The sequence below is a fragment of the Paraprevotella xylaniphila YIT 11841 genome (assembly GCF_000205165.1).
Taxonomy (GTDB): Bacteria; Bacteroidota; Bacteroidia; order Bacteroidales; family Bacteroidaceae; genus Paraprevotella; species Paraprevotella xylaniphila.
In genome coordinates, this window is record NZ_GL883868.1 from 1 (window position 1) to 21,083 (window position 21,083).

Genomic DNA, 21,083 nt, shown 5'->3' on the forward strand with positions numbered 1-21,083 from the left:
CGGGGACTACCAGTTGCAAGGCCCGTTGCTTTACCAAGGGAAACCCGTCAAGCGTTGGGACATGGGCACGTTCCAGGACAGCGACGGCAGGGGCTACCTGCTCATCCACCACGGCCCCGTCTACCGCCTGAGCGATGATTACCATTCCGTGGAAACCGAAGTGGCCCACGTCAAGGGTGTCGGCGAATCCCCTGCCATGTTCAAAAAGGATGGCATATACTACTTGCTCTATTCGAACCTGACCAGTTGGGAGAAGAACGACAATTTCTACTTTACCGCCCCACGGATAGAAGGCCCGTGGACACGACGCGGCCTGTTCTGCCCGGAAGGCCGACTCACCTACAACTCGCAAACCACTTTCGTTTTCCCCCTTCGGCACGGCAACGACACCGTTCCCATGTTCATGGGCGACCGTTGGTCGTATCCCCGTCAGGCTTCCGCCGCCACATACGTGTGGATGCCCCTGCAGGCAGAAGGCACAAAACTATCCATGCCTGAATACTGGCAGGCATGGGACATGCGCACGCTCCGCCCCACGGATGCCCTGAAAGGCGGCAAAATGCTTCCTTCCGGAAAAATCAGGTGCCCCGCACATTGGAGACGGGAAGACGGCGCGCTCGTGTCGGACACCCCGGACAGCAAAATGGAAATGGAGTTCGAGGGCACCCACGCGGCAATCATCGGAGAATCCGGCCCGTTAGGCGGATATGCCCGTGTCAGCGTGTTAGATTCCCAACGAGATACGGTATATTCCTCGCTCGTGGATTATTACAGCAAATACCCCGAAACGGCCATCCGCATCATTACGCCCTGCAAACCTCGGGGCAAATACACGCTTTGCGTGGAAGTGACCGGCATCAGTCCCGTATGGACCGACAAGTCAAAGAAGATTTACGGCAGCAAGGGATGCCGCATCGGCATCAGGCAAGCCTGCATCTTTGAAGAATAAGGTTAAGTACAAGATATTGTTGTATCATAAAATAAAGCGGATAAGATTCATTCTTTATCAATCTTATCCGCTTTTTGTATGAGATTGTCGTTGTTACTTCACATTTCCCACTTTAATCAGGTATTCGGCAATCTGCACTGCATTCAGTGCGGCACCTTTCTTGATTTGGTCGCCTACGAGCCAAAGCGTCATGCCGTTTTCGTTGGCCAGGTCCTTACGGATACGGCCTACGTATACATCGTCTTTTCCGGCCAGGAAGAGCGGCATGGGGTAAGTCTGTGTGGACGGGTCGTCCATCAGTTGCACGCCTTCGCCGTGGGTGATGGCTTCACGCACTTCCTCTACCGTGAGCGGACGTTCCGTTTCCAACCAGATGGCTTCCGAATGGGAACGCAGGGCCGGTACGCGCACACACATGGCCGAACATTGCACGTCGCTGTGCATGATCTTCTGTGTCTCGTTGAACATCTTCATTTCCTCTTTGGTATACCCGTTGTCTTGGAATACGTCAATTTGGGGGATAACGTTATAAGCCAACTGATAGGCAAACTTCTTCACGGTGACGGGTTTGCCTTCCAGTACTTCACGGTACTGCTGTTCCAATTCGGCCATGGCAGCGGCACCCGCTCCGCTGGCAGCCTGATAGCTAGCCACGTGGATGCGTTTGATATGGCTCAGGTTTTCGATAGGTTGCAGGGCCGTGACCATCATGATGGTCGTACAGTTCGGGTTGGCGATGATGCCGCGCGGACGCTCCAAGGCATCTGCTGCGTTACATTCGGGCACGACGAGAGGCACGTCCTTGTCCATGCGGAATGCACTTGAATTATCTATCATGACTGCACCGTAACGGGTGATGTCTTCGGCAAATTCTTTGGATGTGCCGGCACCGGCCGAGGTGAAAGCGATGTCGATGTCTTTAAAATCATCGTTGTGCTGAAGAAGCTTCACTTCGATTTCTTTGCCACGGAATTTGTATTTGGAACCTGCACTGCGTGTTGAACCAAATAAAACGAGTTCGTCCAATGGGAAGTTTCTCTCTTCGAGCACACGCAGGAATTCCTGACCCACCGCGCCGCTCGCACCTACAATAGCTACTTTCATTTCATATAATTTTTAAAAGTTGTGATGATTCCGGTTGCAAAAATAGATAATTTATTACGATTGGACATACAAAATGGAAACTTTTTCGTTACTTTGCATCTTAAATTAATACAGATACTCATGCAGATGCCCGACTTGTCTACATATTTTCCCGTCACGGATCCCACGTGGATATTCTTTTTAGTGTTGAGCATCATTCTGTTTGCACCTATCTTATTGGGTAAACTGAAGATACCCCACATTGTCGGCATGATTTTGGCCGGTGTGTTGATTGGGCCATACGGTTTGCATGTGTTGGACAAGGACAGCAGTTTTGAACTGTTCGGGAACGTGGGCTTGTATTACATCATGTTTTTGGCCAGTTTGGAGATGGATATGCAGCACATGAAACGGATTCGTTGGCAGGCGTTGACGTTGGGGTTGGCGGCATTTGTTTTTCCCCTGACGATGGGTGTCGTCAGCAATGTGTTCCTCCTGAAATACAGCCTGGTGACTTCCGTTCTGTTGGCCAGTATGTATGCCTCGCACACCTTGATAGCCTATCCTATCGTGATTCGATACGGGGTGTCGCGTAACCGCAGTGTGAGTATTGCGGTGGGGGGAACTATTGTGACCGATACGCTGACCTTGTTGGTATTGGCTTTCATCTCGGGCATGTTCCGTGAGGAGGTGCACGGAGGTTGGTTCGGCGTTGTACTTTTGTTGAAAGTCTTCTTGCTTTCCCTCTTCATCGTATATTCTTTTCCCCGTATTGCCCGGTGGTTTTTCCGTCGGTACAACGATCCGGTCATTCAGTTCATCTTTGTGTTGGCCATGGTCTTTTTGAGTGCCGGCTTGATGGAACTCATTGGGATGGAAGGGATATTAGGGGCCTTTTTGGCCGGACTGGTATTAAACCGGCTTATTCCGCATAGCGCACCGCTGATGCACCATTTGGAATTTGTGGGCAATGCTTTGTTTATTCCTTATTTCCTTATCGGGGTCGGCATGATTATCGACCTGCGTGTGTTGTTCGGGTCAGGTGAGGCATTGAAAGTAGCCGGTGTGATGATAACCATGGCGTTGGCCGGAAAATGGATCGCTTCGTGGGTGACTCAGAAGGTCTTTAAGATGTCGGTATTGGAGCGGGAACTGATGTTCGGTCTGAGTAACGCCCAGGCGGCGGCTACGCTTGCTGCGGTATTGGTGGGCTATAATATCATTTTGCCTTCCGGCGGGAGGCTGTTGAATGAAGATGTGCTGAACGGTACGATATTATTGATATTAGTGACATGTGTGGTCAGTTCGTTGATTACGGATGTGGCGGCACGAAGGTTGGCTTTACAGGATGGTAATATCAGTGAACCGCGTCCGTTGGACGAAGAGTCGGCTTTGATTGCCTTGGCCTATCCCGACACGGTGGATTATTTGGTCAACATGGCTTTGTTGATGCGGAAGGACAAGTCGGAGGCTCCGATGAGTGCTGTCAATGTGGTGTTGGACAATGATGACAAGGCACGTGAACAGGGGATGAAACTGTTGGAGGCTGCATCTGCCATCGCTTCGGCTGCCAATGTGCAGATGCAGACCAAAGTGCGTCTGGCTACTAATTTGTCAAATGGTATTATCCATTGCATGAAGGAGAACGATTACTCCGAATTAGTGGTAGGATTACACATGCAGAATTCTCCTTCCGAGTCGTTTTTCGGGCCGGTGCTGATCAGTTTGTTGAACCGCCTGAACCGTCAGATTACGATGATACGCTGTACGGTGCCGGTCAATACGATTCGCCGCATTCATGTTGCCGTACCGGCCAAGGCCCAGTTTGAGGCCGGTTTTTATCATTGGGTAGAGCGCGTGGCCCGTTTGGCTGTAGGACTGGGCTGTAGGATTATTTACCACGCCCATCCCGATACGATTCGGATTTTACAACGTTATCTGGAAACTTACCACGCGTCTATCCGTGCGGAATATGTCCAGACCGATGGCGGAAATGAGTTGAAACGTATTTCGCGGGAGGTCAGAGAAGACCACATGTTGGTGGTCGTGTTGGCGCGTAGAGGGTCTATTTCTTTCCGTCCGTCATTCGACCACATTCCCCGCCAAATCAAAAAGTACTATATGAATACGGGGTTAATGTTGATTTTCCCGGACGTGTATGCCGAGGCTGCGACGAAGGATGTGAGCGTGAACGAGCCGTTGACAACCGATTTGCGTTACGAGGCGGCCAAGGAGTGGTATAAGAATTGGTTGTCGCGTAGCAACGGAAAGGAGGATGGCCAATGACAACACCGGATTGGTTAGAGCGTACGTCGCTTCTGATGGGACCAGGCAAGATGGAACGTTTCCGCCGGGCACATGTCTTGGTGGTCGGTACGGGGGGCGTAGGAGCGTATGCCGCCGAGATGTTGGTACGTGCCGGAGTCGGCCGGTTGACGTTGTTGGATGCCGACCGGGTGCAACCAAGCAATATCAACCGCCAGTTGTGTGCCCTGCATTCGACGGTCGGGGAGGAAAAAGTCCGCGTGTTGGAGCAGCGCTTTAAGGATATCAATCCGGAACTCGGCTTGACCGTGCGGGATGAATTTCTGGAAGAGCAGTCGGTCGGTGCTTTACTGGAGAGCGCGAAGTTTGACTTTATCGTTGATGCCATCGACACGATAGCACCGAAATGTGCTTTGATAGAAGAGGCGATGAAAAGACGCGTCAGGATCGTGAGCAGCATGGGGGCCGGGGCGAAAACGGATATTACCCAAATCCGTTTTGCCGACTTGTGGGAGACGTTTCATTGCGGGTTGAGCAAAGCCGTGCGGACCCGGCTGAAAAGAGACGGCATGCGTCGTCCGTTACCGGTGGTGTTTTGCGCCCAGCAGGCAGACCCGGCCGCTTTGGTCCAGGTAGAGGGAGAACGGAACAAGAAGACCACGACGGGCACGGTGAGTTATATGCCGGCCGTGTTCGGCTGTTACTTGGCACAATACGTGATAAGCAGGTTATAGAAGGATTATGATAGAAGTCAGGAGTATAAGGAAAAGTTTCGGTTCGCTTGAAGTGCTCAAAGGAATCGACCTCGATATCAGTAAGGGCGAGGTGGTGAGCATCGTGGGGCCGAGTGGGGCCGGAAAGACCACGTTGTTGCAGATTATGGGGACGTTGGATAAGCCGGACAGCGGAAGTGTCCGGCTCGACGGGGTTGCCATGGAAAGCTTGGACCGCAAGGAAATGGCGGATTTCCGTAACCGGCGCATCGGATTCGTGTTTCAGTTCCATCAGTTGTTACCCGAGTTCACTGCACTCGAGAACGTGATGATTCCGGCATACATCGGGCGTGCTTCCACAAGCGAGGCCAAGGCGAGGGCACAAGAACTGTTGGACTTCATGGGACTGTCCGACAGGGCTTCCCACAAGCCTAACGAGCTTTCGGGAGGAGAAAAGCAGCGGGTGGCTGTGGCACGCGCTTTGGTCAACCATCCTTCCGTAGTCTTTGCCGACGAACCTTCGGGGAGTCTGGATACGAAAAACAAGGGAGAGCTACATCAGCTGTTCTTCGATTTACGGGAACGGTTCGGGCAAACGTTCGTCATTGTGACCCACGATGACGGGTTGGCACGTTTGACAGACCGTACCATTCACATGAAAGACGGTTTGATAACCGATGATAAAAATATATCCCTATGAACATAGAATTAGGAAAGATGAACCGCCTCAGGGTGGTTAAGGCCGTGGATTTCGGCATGTATTTGGATGGAGGCGATGCAGGAGAGATTCTTCTTCCGGCACGTTATGTGCCGGAAGGTTGCAGCGTGGGAGACGAGTTGGATGTCTTCTTGTACTTGGATAGTGAAGAACGTTTGGTCGCTACCACGCAGACGCCTTTGGCCCAAGTCGGAGATTTTGCTTATTTGCAGGTCGCGTGGGTAAACAATTACGGGGCGTTCCTCGATTGGGGGCTGATGAAAGATTTGTTCGTGCCATTCCGTGAGCAGAAGCTCAAGATGCAGAGGGGGCAGAGTTATATCGTGCATCTGCATATCGACGAGGAAAGCTACCGCCTGATGGCTTCGGCCAAAGTGGAACATTATTTGTCGGACGAGATGCCTCCTTACAGCGAAGGCGATGAGGTGCAGGTTTTAGTCTGGCAAAAAACGGATTTGGGTTTCAAGGTCATTGTGGACAACCGTTTTTCCGGCTTGGTTTACGACAATGACTTGTTCCGGCCTTTACATACGGGAGACCGTATGCAGGCTTATATAAAGCAAGTCCGTCCGGACGGTAAACTGGATGTCACCTTGCAGAAACAGGGCAGGGAAGCGGTGGACGATTTTTCGCAAGTGCTTTTGGAACACTTGCAGCATAATGCCGGCCGTACCTCTTTGTGTGATAAGAGTCCGGCAGAAGAAATTTACGCGATGTTCGGTGTCAGCAAGAAAGTTTTCAAGAAAGCCGTGGGCGACCTTTATAAGAAAAGGCTTATCGAAATCACGGACGAGGGCTTGCGTCTGGTCTGACCTTCCGGAAAGATTGGGCATAAAAAATCAGCGTCGGAAAGTTCCCTTCATGGGATATGCTTTCCGACGCTGTGTGGTTTTGAAACGTATGAGGCTTATTTGTCGCCGCCGATTGTGCGCTTTTCTGCGATACGGGCCTTTTTGCCGGTAAGTTTGCGCAGGTAATACAATTTGGCGCGGCGAACTTTACCAATCTTGTTCACTACGATGCTGTCAATGTTCGGGCTGTCAATCGGGAATATACGTTCTACTCCCACCGTTCCGGACATTTTGCGAACCGTGAAACGTTTTTTGTTCTGGTGGCCTGAAATCTTGATGACCACACCACGGTACTGCTGGATACGCTCTTTGTTACCTTCGACGATTTTATATGCCACGGTAACGGTGTCGCCTGCTTTGAATTGGGGATGTTCCTTACCGGTAGCAAACGCTTCTTCTGCAATTTTAATTAAATCTGCCATTGTTTGTTTTAATCATTAAATTGTTTGTCGTCCCAATACAACATAACAGGGAACTCTGCATCCTGCCAGCGATTGTACGGAAAGCGGTGCAAAGGTACGGCTATTTTATGGAATAACCAAAGGCTTATGTGTTTTTTCAGCCTGATTGACAGGGCATGGACTTTTTTTTCGTAAATTTGGCCGTGGAATACAAACCAAATATGATGAGAACATTCAGAATTTTGTTTTTATACGTATGTTGCGGGTGGTCTGCGGCAACGTTTGCCCAACGTTACGAATTGGGAGACGTGAAAGCCGGGCGTTATGAGGTGACCCGTCGTCTGGACGCCAATCCCGATAGCGGGGCTTTGCGCGTGGTGGCTCCTTATCGTCATGCCGTAGACAGCATGATGTCGCCGGTGTTGGGAGAAAGCGAAGTGGCTATGCGGGCAGACCGTCCCGAGAGCCTTTTGTCGAATTTTGTGGCCGACGTGTTGCGTGAGGGGTCGCTCCGGGTGGGGAAGATGGCCGATATCGGCCTATGCAATATCGGCGGGCTGCGGAGCACGATGCCAAAGGGCAAGGTGACGTATGGAGATGTGTTGGAAATAGCCCCGTTCGAGAATCACCTGTGCATCCTCTCTTTGGACGGGCGTAAACTGACGGAGCTGATGGAACAGATAGCTGCCGTAGGGGGCGAGGGGATCAGCGGTGCGCGTCTGGTCATTACCGCAGACGGACGCTTGTTGAGTGCCGAGGTCGGGGGAAAACCGATTGACCCCAATGGTATATATGTGATTTCCACGTTGGACTATCTGGCCGAGGGAAATGACAAAATGTATGCCCTGAAAGATAATTTGTCGAAGAATGTCACGGATATAGCCGTACGCGATTTGATCATGGAGTCCATTCGCCGGACGGCTGCGCAAGGGGATAAAATCACGGCCCGTATGGAGGGTAGAATCGTCAAACAATGAGAAACCGGACAATGAAAAAGGTGAAGATTATGATGTGGTCGGTCTTGTGCGGACTGGCAAGCACCGTGTTTGCGGTGCAAGGCGGTGAAGTGGAATTACGTATCGTGCACACTAATGACACGCACAGTTGTGTGATGCCGGTCAACCCTAATTCGTCCGATACGGCATTGGCGGATAAAGGCGGTTTTGTGCGCCGTGCGGCACTGGTGCGCGATTTGCGTGCAGAAGACCCGGACTTGCTGCTTTTTGACAGCGGTGACTTTTCACAAGGTTCTGCTTATTACAATTTGTATAAAGGGGATGTGGAAGTAAAGTTGATGAACGAAATGCGTTATGATGCGGCCACCATCGGGAATCATGAGTTTGATTTCGGGTTGAACAACATGGCGCGCATATTCCGCGAGGCTGATTTCCCTATCGTTTGTGCGAATTATCATGTCGAAGGCACGGTGTTGGAGGGATTGGTACGCCCGTATGTCATATTGGAACGTAAGGGAGTGAAGGTCGGAGTGTTCGGATTGGGCACGCAGTTGGAGGGAATGGTTGCTTCAGAGAATTACAAAGGGGTGACGTATGAAGACCCGGTTACGGCAGCCAATCGCGTGGCCGATGAACTGAAGAATAAGGATCACTGCGACCTTGTGGTGTGCCTCTCCCATTTAGGGTGGGACATCGACGGTCTGGACGACACGGAATTAGTGCCGGCCACGCGCCATATCGACATTGTGCTGGGCGGCCATTCGCATACTTATTTCGAGCATCCCGAAGTATTGAAAAATGCCGAGGGGAAGGATGTGTATTGCAACCAGATGGGCAAGCACGGGCGTTATGTCGGCATGTTGCTGTTGGAAATGTCGCCGACAGAAGACTGACCCTTATTCAAAATAGAGCGTCAGTACAATCATTTTCGACGATGCCCCATCCAAAGAATTGGTGAATTTTCGCAGCGAATTGTCTATCAAATCGTTGCGGTTTTTTTGTAGAATGTCCGCCAATCCGAAACAGAACTTCAGTTCGGGGATGAGCTTGAAAAAGGGCAGGTAGATGTCGCAGCCCATGCCCACTTCGATATAACAGTCGAAAGGTTTCATGAGCAGGGCTTTTTGTTTCTTGGTAGTCAGGTCTACCATCGGGTTCACGCCTGCAATGAAATAAGGGCGGAAGTTGTTATAGCGTGGGGCGGCGAACTTCAAGTCCAACGGGACGGAAATATAAGTCGATTTGATGTTTTGCGTACTGTCCTGCCCCGTTCTTTGTTCATGGAAAGACACGTGCTTCTGTCCGAAATGCAGGGTAGGGACGAGGCGCAGGGACAAATAGGTGTTCAGGCGCATTTCACCTAATACGCCCACACTGAATCCCGGACTGTAGTTGTCCACATCGGCATACCATTGCTCGCCGGTTTCCGGGTCTACATAGCCGTTGTTTTTCAGTTCCAGGTCCTGCATGTGTACGCCGAAGAGGAACCCATAGTGGAATCTCCTTTGGTCGATGTACGGACGATGCTGGAGTTTACGCTCCTGTGCCATCATGCCATACGCGGACAATAGGCAAAGGAGGACGGCCAGAATTCTTTTCATGAATCATTGATATTTATTAGAAAACAACGCAAAGATACGCAGCTTATTGCATTTGGCCGTGGCTTTTCGGATGAAAATCACTAAAAATAGTGAGAAAATATTTTGGGGGATTCTATTTAAATACTAACTTTGCGGTATCGTTTGAATAAAACAAGGCATTAATAATTTAAATTCTAATCAATATGGCTTACGTAATTGGTGATGATTGTGTAGCTTGCGGTACTTGCATCGACGAGTGTCCGGTAGGCGCAATTTCTGAAGGTGAAAAATATGTAATCAACGCTGACGCTTGCACGGAGTGCGGTACTTGCGCTGATGTTTGTCCTTCGGGTGCAATTTCTCTCTAAGACAGGGGAGATTACATAATCTTTAAAAAGTTAGACAAGAAAGGCCTTCTCTTCCGAAAGGGGGAGAAGGTTTTCCGTTTATAAGGACAAGAGGTATGCAAGAGGGATTTTTGATTGTAGGCAGAGGGTTGGGGCAGGTCATGTTCCAGAACAATGCGGTTTCGGGTTTGTTGATGTTAGTGGGAATAGCTTGCAACTCGTGGCTATTGGCTCTTTTGGCCCTCTTGGGGAATTTTGTCGGTACGGTGACGGCATTCTTTTCCGGATATTCAAAAGAAGATATAGAGGATGGTTTGTATGGTTTCAATGGTACGTTGGTGGGCATTGCCGTCGGCGTGTTTATGGAGCCGGGGGTGGCTTCCCTCCTTTTGTTGGTGGCGGGTTCCATGCTCTCCACATGGATAGCCCGCGTGTTCGCTTATCAGAAACTTCTGCCCGGTTTCACGGCTCCTTTCATCCTTGCCGTATGGTTGTTGCAGGCCCTTTGCCGTGGGTGGTTCCCCTCATTGTTGTCATCTTCTGTGATGCCGGAAGAAACGGCAGCCGACTGGTTCCGGGCCTTTAGCCTGAATATCGGTCAGGTGATGTTCCAAGGCGGCACGGTGCTTTCCGGACTTTTCTTTTTGGCCGGCATATTGCTCAATTCCCGCGTCCATGCCTTGTATACGGTGTGGGGTGCCTTGTTGCCTTTGGGCATGGTCTGGATGGTCGGTTCCGATTATGCAGCTTTCAATGCAGGTCTGTTGGGATATAACGCTGTGCTTTGCGCCATTGCTTTGGGCGACCGTTCCTGGGCAGGGGCAGCGTGGGCTACATTATCCGTCACGCTCTCAGTCCTTTTGCAGGTTTGGGGGATGAGTTTGGGAATGACTACGCTGACGGCCCCGTTCGTCGTGTCCGTTTGGCTTGTTTCAGGGATGCGGCGTGCCTTGTGCAGGAAATAGGTGTTTTTTTAATGCGCTGAATCTTACCGTTGCCTGTCCTATTGGCAGAGGCTTGTTTTGTCTTTTTGACGCTAAAATGCTTATTGGGGAGGCAGGGTGTAAGGTCACAGCCGTTTTTGTGGATGGAAAAAGACCTTTGAAAAAGGCAATGTATACGGGTTTTGCTTGTCGTTTAAACACATATTTTCACATTGTGCCCTTGTTTACGGGTTTTGTTGATGGATTTTAAGAATCAATCGCATGAGAATGATTTTTCGTTCGGCGCAGAAAAACATTTTTTTCTCCTCATGTTTGGGCAGGAAAGTCCGTTTTCCGGTGGAAAAGCCTACTGAAAGGGGTACGAAAAACGACGTTTATGGCCCTTTTTTTCTCTAAATGGAAGACGGTTGTTGTCAAAATCCGGATGACACGATAACAAGCAAATGCCGCCTTTGGCTTTCTCACGTATCTTCGGCCTGCGTACGGCTTGCCTTTCCGGTGTGCAAAAGGTTAGCGGGAGGCGTGGAATGACTGACAGAAGAGTTTTCGTCCGATGAGTGAGAATCGTTTCTTTTCATCGAAGCCTCGTGCCTGTTCGGAATAAAACATTCTCGTGAGGGTGGAACTGTCGTTTTGACAGTTTGTCGGAATGCCACTTGAAAAAGATGGGAACGCCCTGAGAAACAAAATCCTTTGTTTTGTTGACGGGTTCGGGGAAAACATATATCTTTGCCTTTATGAAAATGGAGAAACTGAGTCCGGAAAAGAAAAGTATGCTGTGTGAGAAGTTCGGGGATTACTGTCTGGACTTGTCCAAATTGATATTCGGTGGTGTCATATTGGCAGCCATTATGCAATTAGATATTGATACCGTATGGTTGTTTGTTGTGGGAACGGTCATTGTCGCTTTGACAGCGTACGCTGGGTATATTTTATATAGGATGTCTAAAAGATAATTGTTATGGGATTATTGATTTTTCTTTCATTTGTGGGATTGGTAGCTTTGGCCGTCATTATTTGGGGAACGCATGAATTGCGGAAAGACGCTTCAAAAAGATAAGGTGTTTAGCCGTAAATGGTTCGGTCTTGATTTTACTTGTGCGGCTTTGTAAAAAGAAACCCACCATTCCGGAATGTGCCGGGAATGATGGGTTTTGCTTGTGTGAAAAGTATCTGTTTTTAGAAACTTGTTTTTTGGACTTTCAGTGTGTTCTTTCCGCTTGAAAGGATGTAAATGCCTTGGTTCAGGTCGTCGATGCTGACGGAAGTCGCATGGTTCGCTTGTTTCAACATGCGGCCTTGCAGGTCGTAGACAGCAATGTCGTTTGGTTCTGCGAAGTAGAACGTATTGCCTACACGTTGGGCAGACAAAGTCTTCACACCGTTGATACCGTCGCCTCCGCTAACAGTGTATGCGGCAAGGGTTGTGGAGAAGTCTGTGATGTTGGCAGAGAGAAGGGCCTTGGTTGTGCCGTTCGTGGCGGCCCCGGTTACCAACAGGGGGACATCATTGTTTGTGGCCGTACCGTTTGAGCAGGTATAAGCCAATGATTGGGTAATGGTTTTCTCGCTGTTTTGGTCTTGAATGACATAACCATATAAAGAAACCTCCCCGTTGTTTACTGCCATGCTTGTGAAGTTCTCGTTGAAGTGTTGGGTGTCGCCATTGCCTTCATCAAGGCTACTTTGAGCAGTCCATTGTACTTCTAATGAGTTCTTGTCCAATGCCGTGACAAACAAGTCGCATCCTCCTACATGGGTGAGCTTGTTGTCGAAAGGCATCATTTGATGGAACGTTCCGCCAATGTAGAGGGTATTGTCTGCTATTTGCATTTTACCGATGTTGTTATAAGACGCTCCATTACTATGGGAGTCTGCATGGAATATTTTTGTTGTGGCCTTGCCATCTTGGATGGCAGCCGTGATGAAAGCATGTTCCACCATTCCATTCGTGTTATCGAACGCCAAAGTAATGTCTTCGCTTCCATTCGGATAAGTGAATGTCAGTGTGCCTTGGGCCGCAAAACACAAATATACGGAATTGCTTTCTGTCGTGAAGTTGATACTTTCTACTCCCATTTGATCACCTCCCAATTGGGTTTTAACACCGACTTGCGCTACGGATTCTGCATTGTCTAGTGCAGATGCATCCAATGAGAAAATACCGGCACTGATGAGGTCATCATACATGAAATCAAATATATTCATGTATATGCCTTTCCATTGTACATTGTCTATAGTTACGTCGCCAGTATACATGGCTGAAGCGTACAACTTTCCGTTGTTTGCTTCTATGTGGTTGATTTTTATATATGGAAATCCTTCTTGGGGAAAGTAAAGCCCACTGGAAGCTATTTCTGCATTGGCTTCCGGCCAAATGACTTTTGTAGCTTTCAACGCACCTTCGGCACTGTATGCCGCAATGAAACTGGACACTTGGTTTTCCACTTCTCCGGCCTTGCCGTTGACGGTTTGCGCTTTGCCATCCGTGCTTCCCACTTCCACGGCATCGGCCAAAGTCCCCGCCACGTAGACGTTGTTCTGCTCATCGGTGGTGATGGCCGTAATGGTGGCTGCACCGCGCAGACCGACAGCCCAAAGAGCGTTGCCGTTGGCATCGTATTTGGCCAGATAGGCACTGTTGGCAATCGGGTCAAGAACGGTGCTTCCGATGACAATCGGTTGCGTGAATGCTCCCGTGGCGTAGGTATTGCCTGCATTGTCCACAGCCGTGGGGGCTTGGAGGTTGAGTTCTTCCCATTTCGACACGGTATTTTCTACCGACTTGGACCACTTCTGTTGGTCGGCTGCAAATGCTTGCGTGCCCGTCAAGAACAGGCTACAAGCTGCGATAAGTAATGTTCTTTTCATAATGGATAATTTAAAAAAATGAATATTAAGTATTGTCATATTGGGTCCGGGAGGAGGTTACTCTTCCTCCAGTCCCGGATTGGCTGCAATGGCTTCGGAGGGGATACGTAACGTATAGCGTGAGTCATCCTTTTGCAATACGTAAGTTTCTCCCTTATAGGTCTTGGTCAGTTCCTGGCGAGTGGTACGACGCAGGTCAAACCAACGATGGCCTTCGAAAGCCAGTTCGCGGAAACGTTCGTTGTAGATTTCTTCCCGCAACTCATCTTGTGTCATGGCCAGGACTTCCGCCTCGTATGTGGGGTAGATGGCTGCAAGGTAACGTTTCTTCATCAGTTCCGTCAGGTAATGGCGGGCATTGTCCATGTCGTTCAGTTCCAAGGCGGCTTCTGCGGCGGTCAGGTAGAACTCGGCAGAGCGGAATGTGCAGCGGAACTCATTGGTTCCGGTCTTGAGGGCTTCTGTCGCACTGGATGAAATCTGTCGATAGAATTTGCTTCGGCGCATGTCGCCGCTACGGTAAAGAGACATCAATTCCGGATTCACGTATCCCACTCCAAGGGACGAGGCAATGAAAAGGCGTTCCATGGAAAGGATGGCTTCCACAGACTGGTAGTGGTTGGGCAATGTGGAGGATGTGGTGAGGTCTTCCAATTCACCATGCCTGTTCACGACATCTGTCGCATAGTCATAGGCGTTAGCCCAGTCTCCCCTGTACAAATACACTCGGGCGCGGAAAGCGTTGGCCGAAAGCGTGTTGAACCGGTAGGTCTCGCCTTCCGGCCAATTCTCTACGTTGAGCAGTTTTTCGGCCTCGTTTATGTCAGACAAGATGGAGGCATAGACCTCTGCCACGGTATTGCGCGACAGCACTTCGCGGACATCGCTGTTCAGTTTCAACGGGATGCCTTTGCTGGCTGCCGGATTACAATGTGTGTAAGGGGCTGCGTAGAGGTTCACCAAAATGAAGTGCATGTAAGCGCGTAACATATAGGCTTCTCCGGCCAGTTGGTTGCGTTCGGCTTGTGTAGCTTCAGTGATATTGTCTTTGTTTTCTATGACGGAATTGGCAATATAGTTTACGTAATAGTATCTTTGCCAACCGAACGAAAGTGTGGTTTGGTCGGGGGCGACATCATTCCAACACCAAATATCCAGATAGGAGTTTAGTGATTCTTGGTTTTGTTCGCCTTCCAAGGTTAACTCATCGCTTCGGAATGTGGCCATACCGCGGTCTGAGGGGATGGCTGAATAGGCTTCGGTGAGCAAGTCGCGAAACTCTTGCCCGGTTTTGGGCATGACCTTGCCGACGGGTTGGATGTCAAGGAAGTCGTTACAAGCTGTGAATGAAAGTAAGATGGCTATGAGCCACGCTATGTTAAAACATTTATTCTTCATTGTTCATTCTCCTAATTAAAAATTCACGTTAAGTCCGAAGATGAAACTTTTAGGGATGGGGGAGGCGTACGGATTCCCCATCGTTTCCGGGTCAAGATAATTATGATAGTTGCTGGCGATGACCCAAAGGTCACGTCCTTCCAACGATACAGACGCACTTTTCACTCCGATAGGCTTCAACCAACGTGTAGGCAGGTCGTAAGCAAGGCGGATGCTCTGGAAACGGAAGTAGTTCTGTTTCTTGACGTAAATATCCAAATTGTTCAGGATGGGATAGTTGTCATAAAAAGAATATTCCTCCGGCCTGTCGCTGCTGTTGATGAGCCTCGGGAACTTCCCGTCAGGGTTATCCGGTGTCCAACGGTCCAAGATGTCGCGGTTTGTGTTCAGACCGCGGTCATAAGTGGTCAGGCTGTAGCTTGGCGTGGTCTGCACGTGCATTCCGAAGTTGAAGATACAGTTGACGCTCAATGTCACGCGTTGGTATTTGAATGTATTCGTGAATCCGCCAGAAACTTTCGGGTCAGTGCTGCCCATGTAGGTCAACAGGTTACGTTGTTCTTCTGCGCTCAGAGAACTGGCACCGGCGTTATTAAGTTGGAAAAAGTCTTTAGCTGAAAGCTTTTGCCCGTCTTTTGTAAGGTATAAGGGGTAGCCTTCATCGTCCAGTCCGGCGGTCTTGTAAGCGAAGATGGCTCCCACCGGGTAACCTTCGCGGCTCGGCGTGGTGGAGTTTTCGGCTACGGTTTCCTGTAAGACGGTATTGTCGTTGAAACCGAAATTCAGATTGGTGAACCATGTGAAATCTTTGGTGTGGATGTTCCGTGTGGTCAAAGCCACTTCCACGCCTTGGTTCTCCATGCTGGCCCAGTTGACCGTGGTGGAAGAATAACCGGTTTCCAAGGGCAGCATACGCATACCGATAAGGTCTGTCCCTTTACGGTAGTAGTAGTCCACGCTCAATGAGATGGCATTGTCCCAAAGTGACAAGTCCAAGCCTGCATTCACGTTTTGTGTCTTTTCCCAACGCAAGTCCGGGTTAGGAGCATTCTGCGGACGCAATGCATCTTCAGGGTTGTTCGGCAGAATAGTGGCTTGCACATATTTTCCGATAAGATAAGGGGAAGTGTTCTTGTCAATGTTACCCTGCAGACCGTATGATGCACGGAGTCCCAAATTGTCTATGGCCGTGACATTCTTCATGAACGGTTCGTCGCTGATACGCCATAATCCGCTGACGGAATAGAGCGGAAGGTAACGGTACTTCTTTGCTACACCGAAAATATCCGATCCGTCAAAGCGGATGCTTCCTCCGAGTGTGTAGCGGTGGAGTAGCGTATAGGAACCGGTGGCAAACCATGAGACGAATGCATTTTCTGTGAATGTTTCGGTATGAAGAGGCAGGGCTTCTGCCGAGTTTTCCGTGGGGAATATGACTGGTACGGAAGTCAGTGTCCGGTTATCATATCCGTATGCGGCAGAAAACAAGGATTTGTATTCATTATGACGGATTTCCGTACCCAACATCACTTCCAATTCATGGATATCCTTGAAACGGTTGTCATATTCGGCCATGGCTTTCCATGTCCATTGGGTTTGGTGGCTGTCCGTAATTTTGTTGCTTCCTCCATCGGGAAGGAAGGTACGTTTGCCATCGCTGTAAGAATATGTGTTTTGTTCTTTCTCCCGTCGCATGGCGTAGCTGTTTTCCCCGGCATATTTTTCGATAGTACCTTCGTCCCATTGCAAACCGAATTGGGACGTAATTTTAAAATGTTCGTCCAGTTTGAGTTCTGCGTCGAAGATGGACATTAAAGATGTCGTTGTGTTGATGTTGGATGTGTTGGCGCGTTCCTCGAAAATGTTGAAGTCTGATACGATGTCGCCTTTGCTATGTTGTACGTTGACATCATAGATATAATCCCCTTCATCATCAAACGGGCGCAGGTAGGGGTTGGCGATGCGTGAATAATAAACAGGATTAGTGAACCCATCACCGTAGGTCAGGTACGACCTTTGCTTACGGCGGTTGGCAAATACGGAGGCACCCACTTTCAGTTTGTTGTTGATGCGGTAGTCGGTTTTCAGCGTCAGGTTGAAGCGGTCGTTCTTTACGCTTTCCACATTGCCTTGTTCCACATAGTAGCCTAAGGCGGAGTAGTAGGTGGCCTTTTCCGAACCGCCGGACAGGCTTACGTTGTATTCTTGGTTGAACACGTCCCGGAAGAGGATGTCGTTCCAATCCGTATTGACAGCCCGCAGGGCATTGATGTCGGCCTGTGCCTCGGGCGAGAGGGCGTTCCAGCCTCCGGCCTTGTAGGCATCGGTCAGCCCGTAGCCTGCAATGATGCGGGCTACGTCGCCTTTGTTTTCGCGGTAGGTATAATCGGACTGCAACAGGCCTAATTCAAGGTCAACCTTTTCATCAGAGTTCAGAAGGTTGAGGCGGTCTATGTCTGTCTTGGGGTTGTACGTCAACTTCATGGAGAAGTTGATTTGCGGCTTGCCTGCTTTTCCTTTTTTGGTGGTGATAACGATTACACCGTTTGCAGCCCGGGCACCATAAATGGCCGTGGCTGCTGCGTCCTTCAATACCGTGATGCTTTCAATGTCCTGCGGATTAATACCTGCGATTGAAGTCTGATAGATGTTGTCTATGTCTTGTAAATCTTCCATGGACGGGATGTCTGTGCCCTCCAATGGAATGCCGTCGAGCACCCAGAGCGGGTCTTGCGTCCCGTTGATGGAGGACGTACCACGGATACGTAACTTGACCGGTGCGCTGGGTGAGCCTGAAGAGGTCACGCTGGACAGTCCGGCAATCTGTCCGGCCAAAGCCTGGTCTATGTTGTTGACTCCACCGATAATCTCATCGGACATCTTTATCGTTGTGACGGCCGAGGTCAGCTTGCGGCGGTCAATGGCCTGATAACCCGTGACGACCAGTTCATTCAGCTGTTTGGAATCATTTTCCATGTAGACTGTATAGTTGTCTTTTCCGGCCTGAAGATGAATCGTGGCCGTTGTATAACCCATGAATCGGCAAGTCAGGTTTTGGGTTCCTGAGGGTACTTCCAGTTTGAACTTACCGTCCAAGTCGGTTGTCGTGCCATGCGCCACAGTACCTTGTGCGCTCATGACCGCTATGGTGGCACCGATAACCGGTTGGTTGTCTGCCTTGTCGAAGACAGAGCCGGTGACGGTGCGGGTCTGTGCCGCCATGGACAGAATCCCGATGAACAGACACAAGAGGATACATTCAATTCTTCTCATATTCATTCCTTTCGTTGTTTTTATTTAGTCAACCCAAGTGCTGTTTGGATACGCAGGATCATGTCCTCGTAATGGAAACGGGTGGCGGGGTCGGAAATGTTTCGTTTGTTTTTCAGCAATTGCAGGATGCTCATCAATTCTCCGCGTTTGACACTGATAGCGTCGCTGACACGGTTGATTTGCGTACTATACATGTCGATGAGGCGGGCATTGCGATTATCGCCGTTCATGGCAGAAGAGCATCCGTGGGCACAGGGTAAGGCCGTGGTATTCAAAGCCGGCAGGGGGGCGTGGAGGCGTTTGTTGATTTTCACACCTTCCTCTTCGGCGGCAGCCGTGATGAGTGCATCGACGAACGACTTTTGCAGATTTCGGGTCATTACGTCGAGTTTTTGTCCGGCTATGGTGGGCTTGAAGATGTGTTTGTGCAACATGCCTACCATTTCCACGGGGGTAAAGGCTTTCTCGCCGTTCTGGAATTCATTTTCAAACATGCGAACCATACGCTTGTTGTCCAACAAGTCCCATAGCAAGTAGTTCAGCGTGTTCTTGTACATGGCGTTAGGGCTTTGTTCCAATGTGCCGAGCGGAGTCTCTTTTAATATATAGGTATAGTCCGAGATAGAGGTGTCGAACAACCAAGCCGGATAGGTGATATACTGATCGATTAGGAATTGTACGGCTTCTTTCTGTTTCTCCTTTTCCACGAAAGTATAAGTCTTTTGGCCGTCGCCGACTTCCGTATTTTCCAAATAGATTCCACCTACATTGGCCATGACATGATAAGGATATAGACCCCATTGGAAGACGGCTCCGGCGTAAAGCTTGGCCGCGTCTTTATAGGTCTGCCCTTCTTCTCCGGTGGTGGTCCATTTGACGATATCCGGAACGATACGTTTCAGGTTCTCTATACCGTAGCCTGCCGATTTCATGGCGTCGTCGCCCAAATCTTCGCTGAGGGAACGGGGATCCACCGCTTCGCGTGCCGATTGTTCCTCTCCATATTTGTATATTTTCTCCGTATGGCTGTCCAACAGTGCACGGAGCTGTCTTTTTTCCGTTTCCTCGTCCGGATACCAACGGTATCCCCATTCGATGGCAAAGCGGTCGTAGGGACCGATGTGTGGGGAGACGTAAGGTATGTGGTCTTCCGGTTGGGCCACATAGTTGAAGCGGGCATAGTCCATGATGGAAGATGCCGTGCCTCCGACCCGTGACATGAATCCGGGGGAACGCAAGGAGTCGGTCGGGTAGGCCCAGGATGCAATCATGTTATGCTTGAGACCCAAAGAATGTCCAACTTCATGGCAAGCCACGAAACGGGCTGCATCTCCCATCAGGCTGTCGGGCAGTTCCGGGTTCCGTACGGCCGGATTGACAGCACCGGTCTGTATGACAATCCATTCGCGCAATAAAGATACGACGTTGTGCCACCAGATGATGTCGGCTTCGATGATTTCGCCTGTACGTGGGTCGATGACCGACGGCCCCATGGCATTGGATTTTTCCGAGGCAGCGTAGGTGAACAAGGAATATTTCAAATCGTCTCCTTCTGCTGCCATACTGTCGGTATATTCCTCCACCCGTATGGCATCTTTGAAACCGGCTTGTTCAAAAGCCGTGTTCCAATCCAAAATACCCTTACGGATATAGGGACGCAGTTGCTTCGGCGTAGCCGGGTCGATATAGAATGTAATCGGTTTCTTCGGGGAGGTCAACTCACCGCGTAAATAAGCCGCTTCGTCTGTTGGCTCCAAACGCCAACGCGTGATGTAGTGGCGGGTTTCAAGTTCTTGTTGGCGGTCGGAATAGCTGAGGCGGTGGCTCGTGAAATATCCGACCTTTTTGCTCTCTTTGCGTCCTCTCATCGGGATTTCAGGCAAAAGGCTGAGTGATGAACTGACCACTACGGTCACGTTTACTTTACTCATGCCTTCCCTTACGATGGTAGTCAGTTCCGAAGTGGCCGTGATATTGCTTTCAAATGCTTTGATGTCCAGAATGCGCGAAAGGTCGGAATTAGCGGATGTGCCAAGATTGATATTGTTGAATACATCATTAAGACCGGTCTGTTTCCCATTGAACAACTCGTCTATTTTGACCACCACTGTACTGGAGTCCGGTGCTACGGCCTCTATTTTCAAACTGGCAATAAGCGGGTTGATATAGTTGTCCGCTACAGATGAGGCTAAAGCATCCGTGGCAGGAACTTCAGGAGTGAGACGTTGTTGGCGGATACATAATTTCTTCCCTTCGCGTTGCCATTCGAAAGTGACGGTTTGATTCTCATAATTGATGCCTTTGTTCACTCCGGCCTCGTTCAATTCCAAAGGCACTTTCTGCAAGCGGTTGGTAACCAGAAATTCACGTCCTAACAGTCGGGTCGGGAATTCCAGATAGAAACTGCCGTTTTTCTTTATGATATTGGCAATTCCTTTGAGGGCAACCGAGTCTCTTCCTGTCAGCTTTTTATAATCAGATGCAACCGAGTCTTTGGGCTCTGCTTTCTTTCTGTTTTTTGCCAGAAGGGGAAAAATGCCTGTATTTGCAGATGCAATAGAAGATTCCGCTATCGTGGTCATAGCGAAAGAAAACAGGCTTATCCATATTATGTTTTTTCTCATTCCTTGTGTTCTATATAATACTTATAATTATGTCTTAATCCAAAATACTATTCATTTTTTGTGCAAAAAGAAAAGTACCCCGACAGTGTTTTCCGACGAGATACTTTGCA

17 protein-coding genes are annotated in these 21,083 nt (G+C 49.6%); 10 read left to right on the forward strand and 7 right to left on the reverse strand.

The window, feature by feature from the left end; all coding sequences use genetic code 11:
* The coding region (locus HMPREF9442_RS10615) for a glycoside hydrolase family protein (RefSeq protein WP_008628363.1) at positions 1-949 on the forward strand (949 nt) is incomplete at its 5' end.
* 93 nt (positions 950-1,042) lie between these two features.
* On the opposite strand, the gene HMPREF9442_RS10620 is transcribed toward HMPREF9442_RS10615, so the two are convergent.
* Positions 1,043-2,053, reverse strand: coding sequence for an aspartate-semialdehyde dehydrogenase (locus HMPREF9442_RS10620; RefSeq protein WP_008628364.1), 1,011 nt, complete (start codon positions 2,051-2,053; stop codon positions 1,043-1,045).
* A gap of 120 nt (positions 2,054-2,173) precedes the next feature.
* Between HMPREF9442_RS10620 and HMPREF9442_RS10625 the strand changes: the two genes are divergently transcribed.
* From HMPREF9442_RS10625 to HMPREF9442_RS10640, 4 genes are read left to right on the forward strand one after another with little or no spacing between them, the layout of a single operon-like run.
* The gene (locus tag HMPREF9442_RS10625; RefSeq protein ID WP_253271101.1) at positions 2,174-4,318 is read left to right on the forward strand and encodes a cation:proton antiporter; all 2,145 of its coding nucleotides are present in this window, start codon (positions 2,174-2,176) and stop codon (positions 4,316-4,318) included.
* Positions 4,315-5,031: a tRNA threonylcarbamoyladenosine dehydratase gene (locus HMPREF9442_RS10630; RefSeq protein WP_008628366.1), complete on the forward strand. Its 717-nt coding sequence runs from the start codon at positions 4,315-4,317 to the stop codon at positions 5,029-5,031. The genes HMPREF9442_RS10625 and HMPREF9442_RS10630 overlap by 4 nt, the downstream gene beginning before the upstream one ends.
* 7 nt (positions 5,032-5,038) lie before the next feature.
* Positions 5,039-5,710, forward strand: a complete 672-nt coding sequence (locus HMPREF9442_RS10635) for an ABC transporter ATP-binding protein (protein ID WP_008628367.1) — start codon at positions 5,039-5,041, stop codon at positions 5,708-5,710.
* Positions 5,707-6,540, forward strand: coding sequence for a CvfB family protein (locus HMPREF9442_RS10640; RefSeq protein WP_008628368.1), 834 nt, complete (start codon positions 5,707-5,709; stop codon positions 6,538-6,540). Before HMPREF9442_RS10635 ends, HMPREF9442_RS10640 begins: the two co-directional genes overlap by 4 nt.
* 95 nt (positions 6,541-6,635) lie before the next feature.
* Here the strand turns inward: HMPREF9442_RS10640 and rplS are convergent, their stop codons facing one another.
* A complete protein-coding gene (rplS, locus tag HMPREF9442_RS10645; RefSeq protein WP_008628369.1) occupies positions 6,636-7,001 on the reverse strand; it encodes a 50S ribosomal protein L19 in 366 nt (121 codons plus the stop codon).
* Between the two features lie 200 nt (positions 7,002-7,201).
* Between rplS and HMPREF9442_RS10650 the strand changes: the two genes are divergently transcribed.
* Positions 7,202-7,957: a 5'-nucleotidase C-terminal domain-containing protein gene (locus HMPREF9442_RS10650; protein WP_253271102.1), complete on the forward strand. Its 756-nt coding sequence runs from the start codon at positions 7,202-7,204 to the stop codon at positions 7,955-7,957.
* Complete coding sequence (locus HMPREF9442_RS10655) at positions 7,954-8,829, forward strand: bifunctional metallophosphatase/5'-nucleotidase (protein WP_008628371.1); 876 nt, start codon at positions 7,954-7,956, stop codon at positions 8,827-8,829. The genes HMPREF9442_RS10650 and HMPREF9442_RS10655 overlap by 4 nt, the downstream gene beginning before the upstream one ends.
* A gap of 3 nt (positions 8,830-8,832) precedes the next feature.
* Here HMPREF9442_RS10655 and porT read toward each other — a convergent pair whose 3' ends face one another.
* Positions 8,833-9,537: a type IX secretion/gliding motility protein PorT/SprT gene (gene porT, locus HMPREF9442_RS10660; protein WP_008617315.1), complete on the reverse strand. Its 705-nt coding sequence runs from the start codon at positions 9,535-9,537 to the stop codon at positions 8,833-8,835.
* Between the two features lie 182 nt (positions 9,538-9,719).
* Between porT and fdxA the strand changes: the two genes are divergently transcribed.
* The 3 genes from fdxA to HMPREF9442_RS10670 all read left to right on the forward strand — a co-directional run bounded on the left by fdxA (position 9,720) and on the right by HMPREF9442_RS10670 (position 11,763).
* Complete coding sequence (gene fdxA / locus HMPREF9442_RS15910; protein ID WP_008628372.1) at positions 9,720-9,884, forward strand: 4Fe-4S ferredoxin; 165 nt, start codon at positions 9,720-9,722, stop codon at positions 9,882-9,884.
* A 95-nt stretch (positions 9,885-9,979) separates the two neighbouring features.
* Entirely contained in the window at positions 9,980-10,828 is an 849-nt protein-coding gene (locus HMPREF9442_RS10665) for an urea transporter (RefSeq protein ID WP_008628373.1), read from the forward strand.
* A 716-nt stretch (positions 10,829-11,544) separates the two neighbouring features.
* Positions 11,545-11,763, forward strand: coding sequence for a DUF6722 family protein (locus HMPREF9442_RS10670; protein ID WP_008628374.1), 219 nt, complete (start codon positions 11,545-11,547; stop codon positions 11,761-11,763).
* Positions 11,764-11,986: 223 nt separating this feature from the next.
* Here the strand turns inward: HMPREF9442_RS10670 and HMPREF9442_RS10675 are convergent, their stop codons facing one another.
* The 4 genes from HMPREF9442_RS10675 to HMPREF9442_RS10690 are packed head-to-tail and all read right to left on the reverse strand — an operon-like array spanning position 11,987 to position 20,973.
* Positions 11,987-13,678: a T9SS type A sorting domain-containing protein gene (locus HMPREF9442_RS10675; protein WP_040602984.1), complete on the reverse strand. Its 1,692-nt coding sequence runs from the start codon at positions 13,676-13,678 to the stop codon at positions 11,987-11,989.
* Between the two features lie 57 nt (positions 13,679-13,735).
* Positions 13,736-15,076 carry a RagB/SusD family nutrient uptake outer membrane protein gene (locus tag HMPREF9442_RS10680; protein WP_008628376.1) on the reverse strand — a complete coding sequence of 447 codons (1,341 nt, stop codon included), beginning with the start codon at positions 15,074-15,076 and terminating at the stop codon, positions 13,736-13,738.
* A 15-nt stretch (positions 15,077-15,091) separates the two neighbouring features.
* Positions 15,092-18,349 (reverse strand): SusC/RagA family TonB-linked outer membrane protein, encoded by a 3,258-nt coding sequence (locus HMPREF9442_RS10685; protein WP_040602990.1) that lies wholly within the window; start codon positions 18,347-18,349, stop codon positions 15,092-15,094.
* 20 nt (positions 18,350-18,369) lie between these two features.
* Positions 18,370-20,973 (reverse strand): zinc-dependent metalloprotease, encoded by a 2,604-nt coding sequence (locus HMPREF9442_RS10690; protein WP_008628382.1) that lies wholly within the window; start codon positions 20,971-20,973, stop codon positions 18,370-18,372.
* Positions 20,974-21,083 lie beyond the last annotated feature (110 nt).

Coding starts and splice junctions, on each gene's coding strand:
- HMPREF9442_RS10620 (WP_008628364.1), bottom strand. CDS start 2,053: ATGAAAGTAGCTATTGTAGGTGCGAGCGGCGCGGTGGGTCAGGAATTC.
- HMPREF9442_RS10625 (WP_253271101.1), top strand. CDS start 2,174: ATGCAGATGCCCGACTTGTCTACATATTTTCCCGTCACGGATCCCACG.
- HMPREF9442_RS10630 (WP_008628366.1), top strand. CDS start 4,315: ATGACAACACCGGATTGGTTAGAGCGTACGTCGCTTCTGATGGGACCA.
- HMPREF9442_RS10635 (WP_008628367.1), top strand. CDS start 5,039: ATGATAGAAGTCAGGAGTATAAGGAAAAGTTTCGGTTCGCTTGAAGTG.
- HMPREF9442_RS10640 (WP_008628368.1), top strand. CDS start 5,707: ATGAACATAGAATTAGGAAAGATGAACCGCCTCAGGGTGGTTAAGGCC.
- rplS (WP_008628369.1), bottom strand. CDS start 7,001: ATGGCAGATTTAATTAAAATTGCAGAAGAAGCGTTTGCTACCGGTAAG.
- HMPREF9442_RS10650 (WP_253271102.1), top strand. CDS start 7,202: ATGATGAGAACATTCAGAATTTTGTTTTTATACGTATGTTGCGGGTGG.
- HMPREF9442_RS10655 (WP_008628371.1), top strand. CDS start 7,954: ATGAGAAACCGGACAATGAAAAAGGTGAAGATTATGATGTGGTCGGTC.
- porT (WP_008617315.1), bottom strand. CDS start 9,537: ATGAAAAGAATTCTGGCCGTCCTCCTTTGCCTATTGTCCGCGTATGGC.
- fdxA (WP_008628372.1), top strand. CDS start 9,720: ATGGCTTACGTAATTGGTGATGATTGTGTAGCTTGCGGTACTTGCATC.
- HMPREF9442_RS10665 (WP_008628373.1), top strand. CDS start 9,980: ATGCAAGAGGGATTTTTGATTGTAGGCAGAGGGTTGGGGCAGGTCATG.
- HMPREF9442_RS10670 (WP_008628374.1), top strand. CDS start 11,545: ATGAAAATGGAGAAACTGAGTCCGGAAAAGAAAAGTATGCTGTGTGAG.
- HMPREF9442_RS10675 (WP_040602984.1), bottom strand. CDS start 13,678: ATGAAAAGAACATTACTTATCGCAGCTTGTAGCCTGTTCTTGACGGGC.
- HMPREF9442_RS10680 (WP_008628376.1), bottom strand. CDS start 15,076: ATGAAGAATAAATGTTTTAACATAGCGTGGCTCATAGCCATCTTACTT.
- HMPREF9442_RS10685 (WP_040602990.1), bottom strand. CDS start 18,349: ATGAGAAGAATTGAATGTATCCTCTTGTGTCTGTTCATCGGGATTCTG.
- HMPREF9442_RS10690 (WP_008628382.1), bottom strand. CDS start 20,973: ATGAGAAAAAACATAATATGGATAAGCCTGTTTTCTTTCGCTATGACC.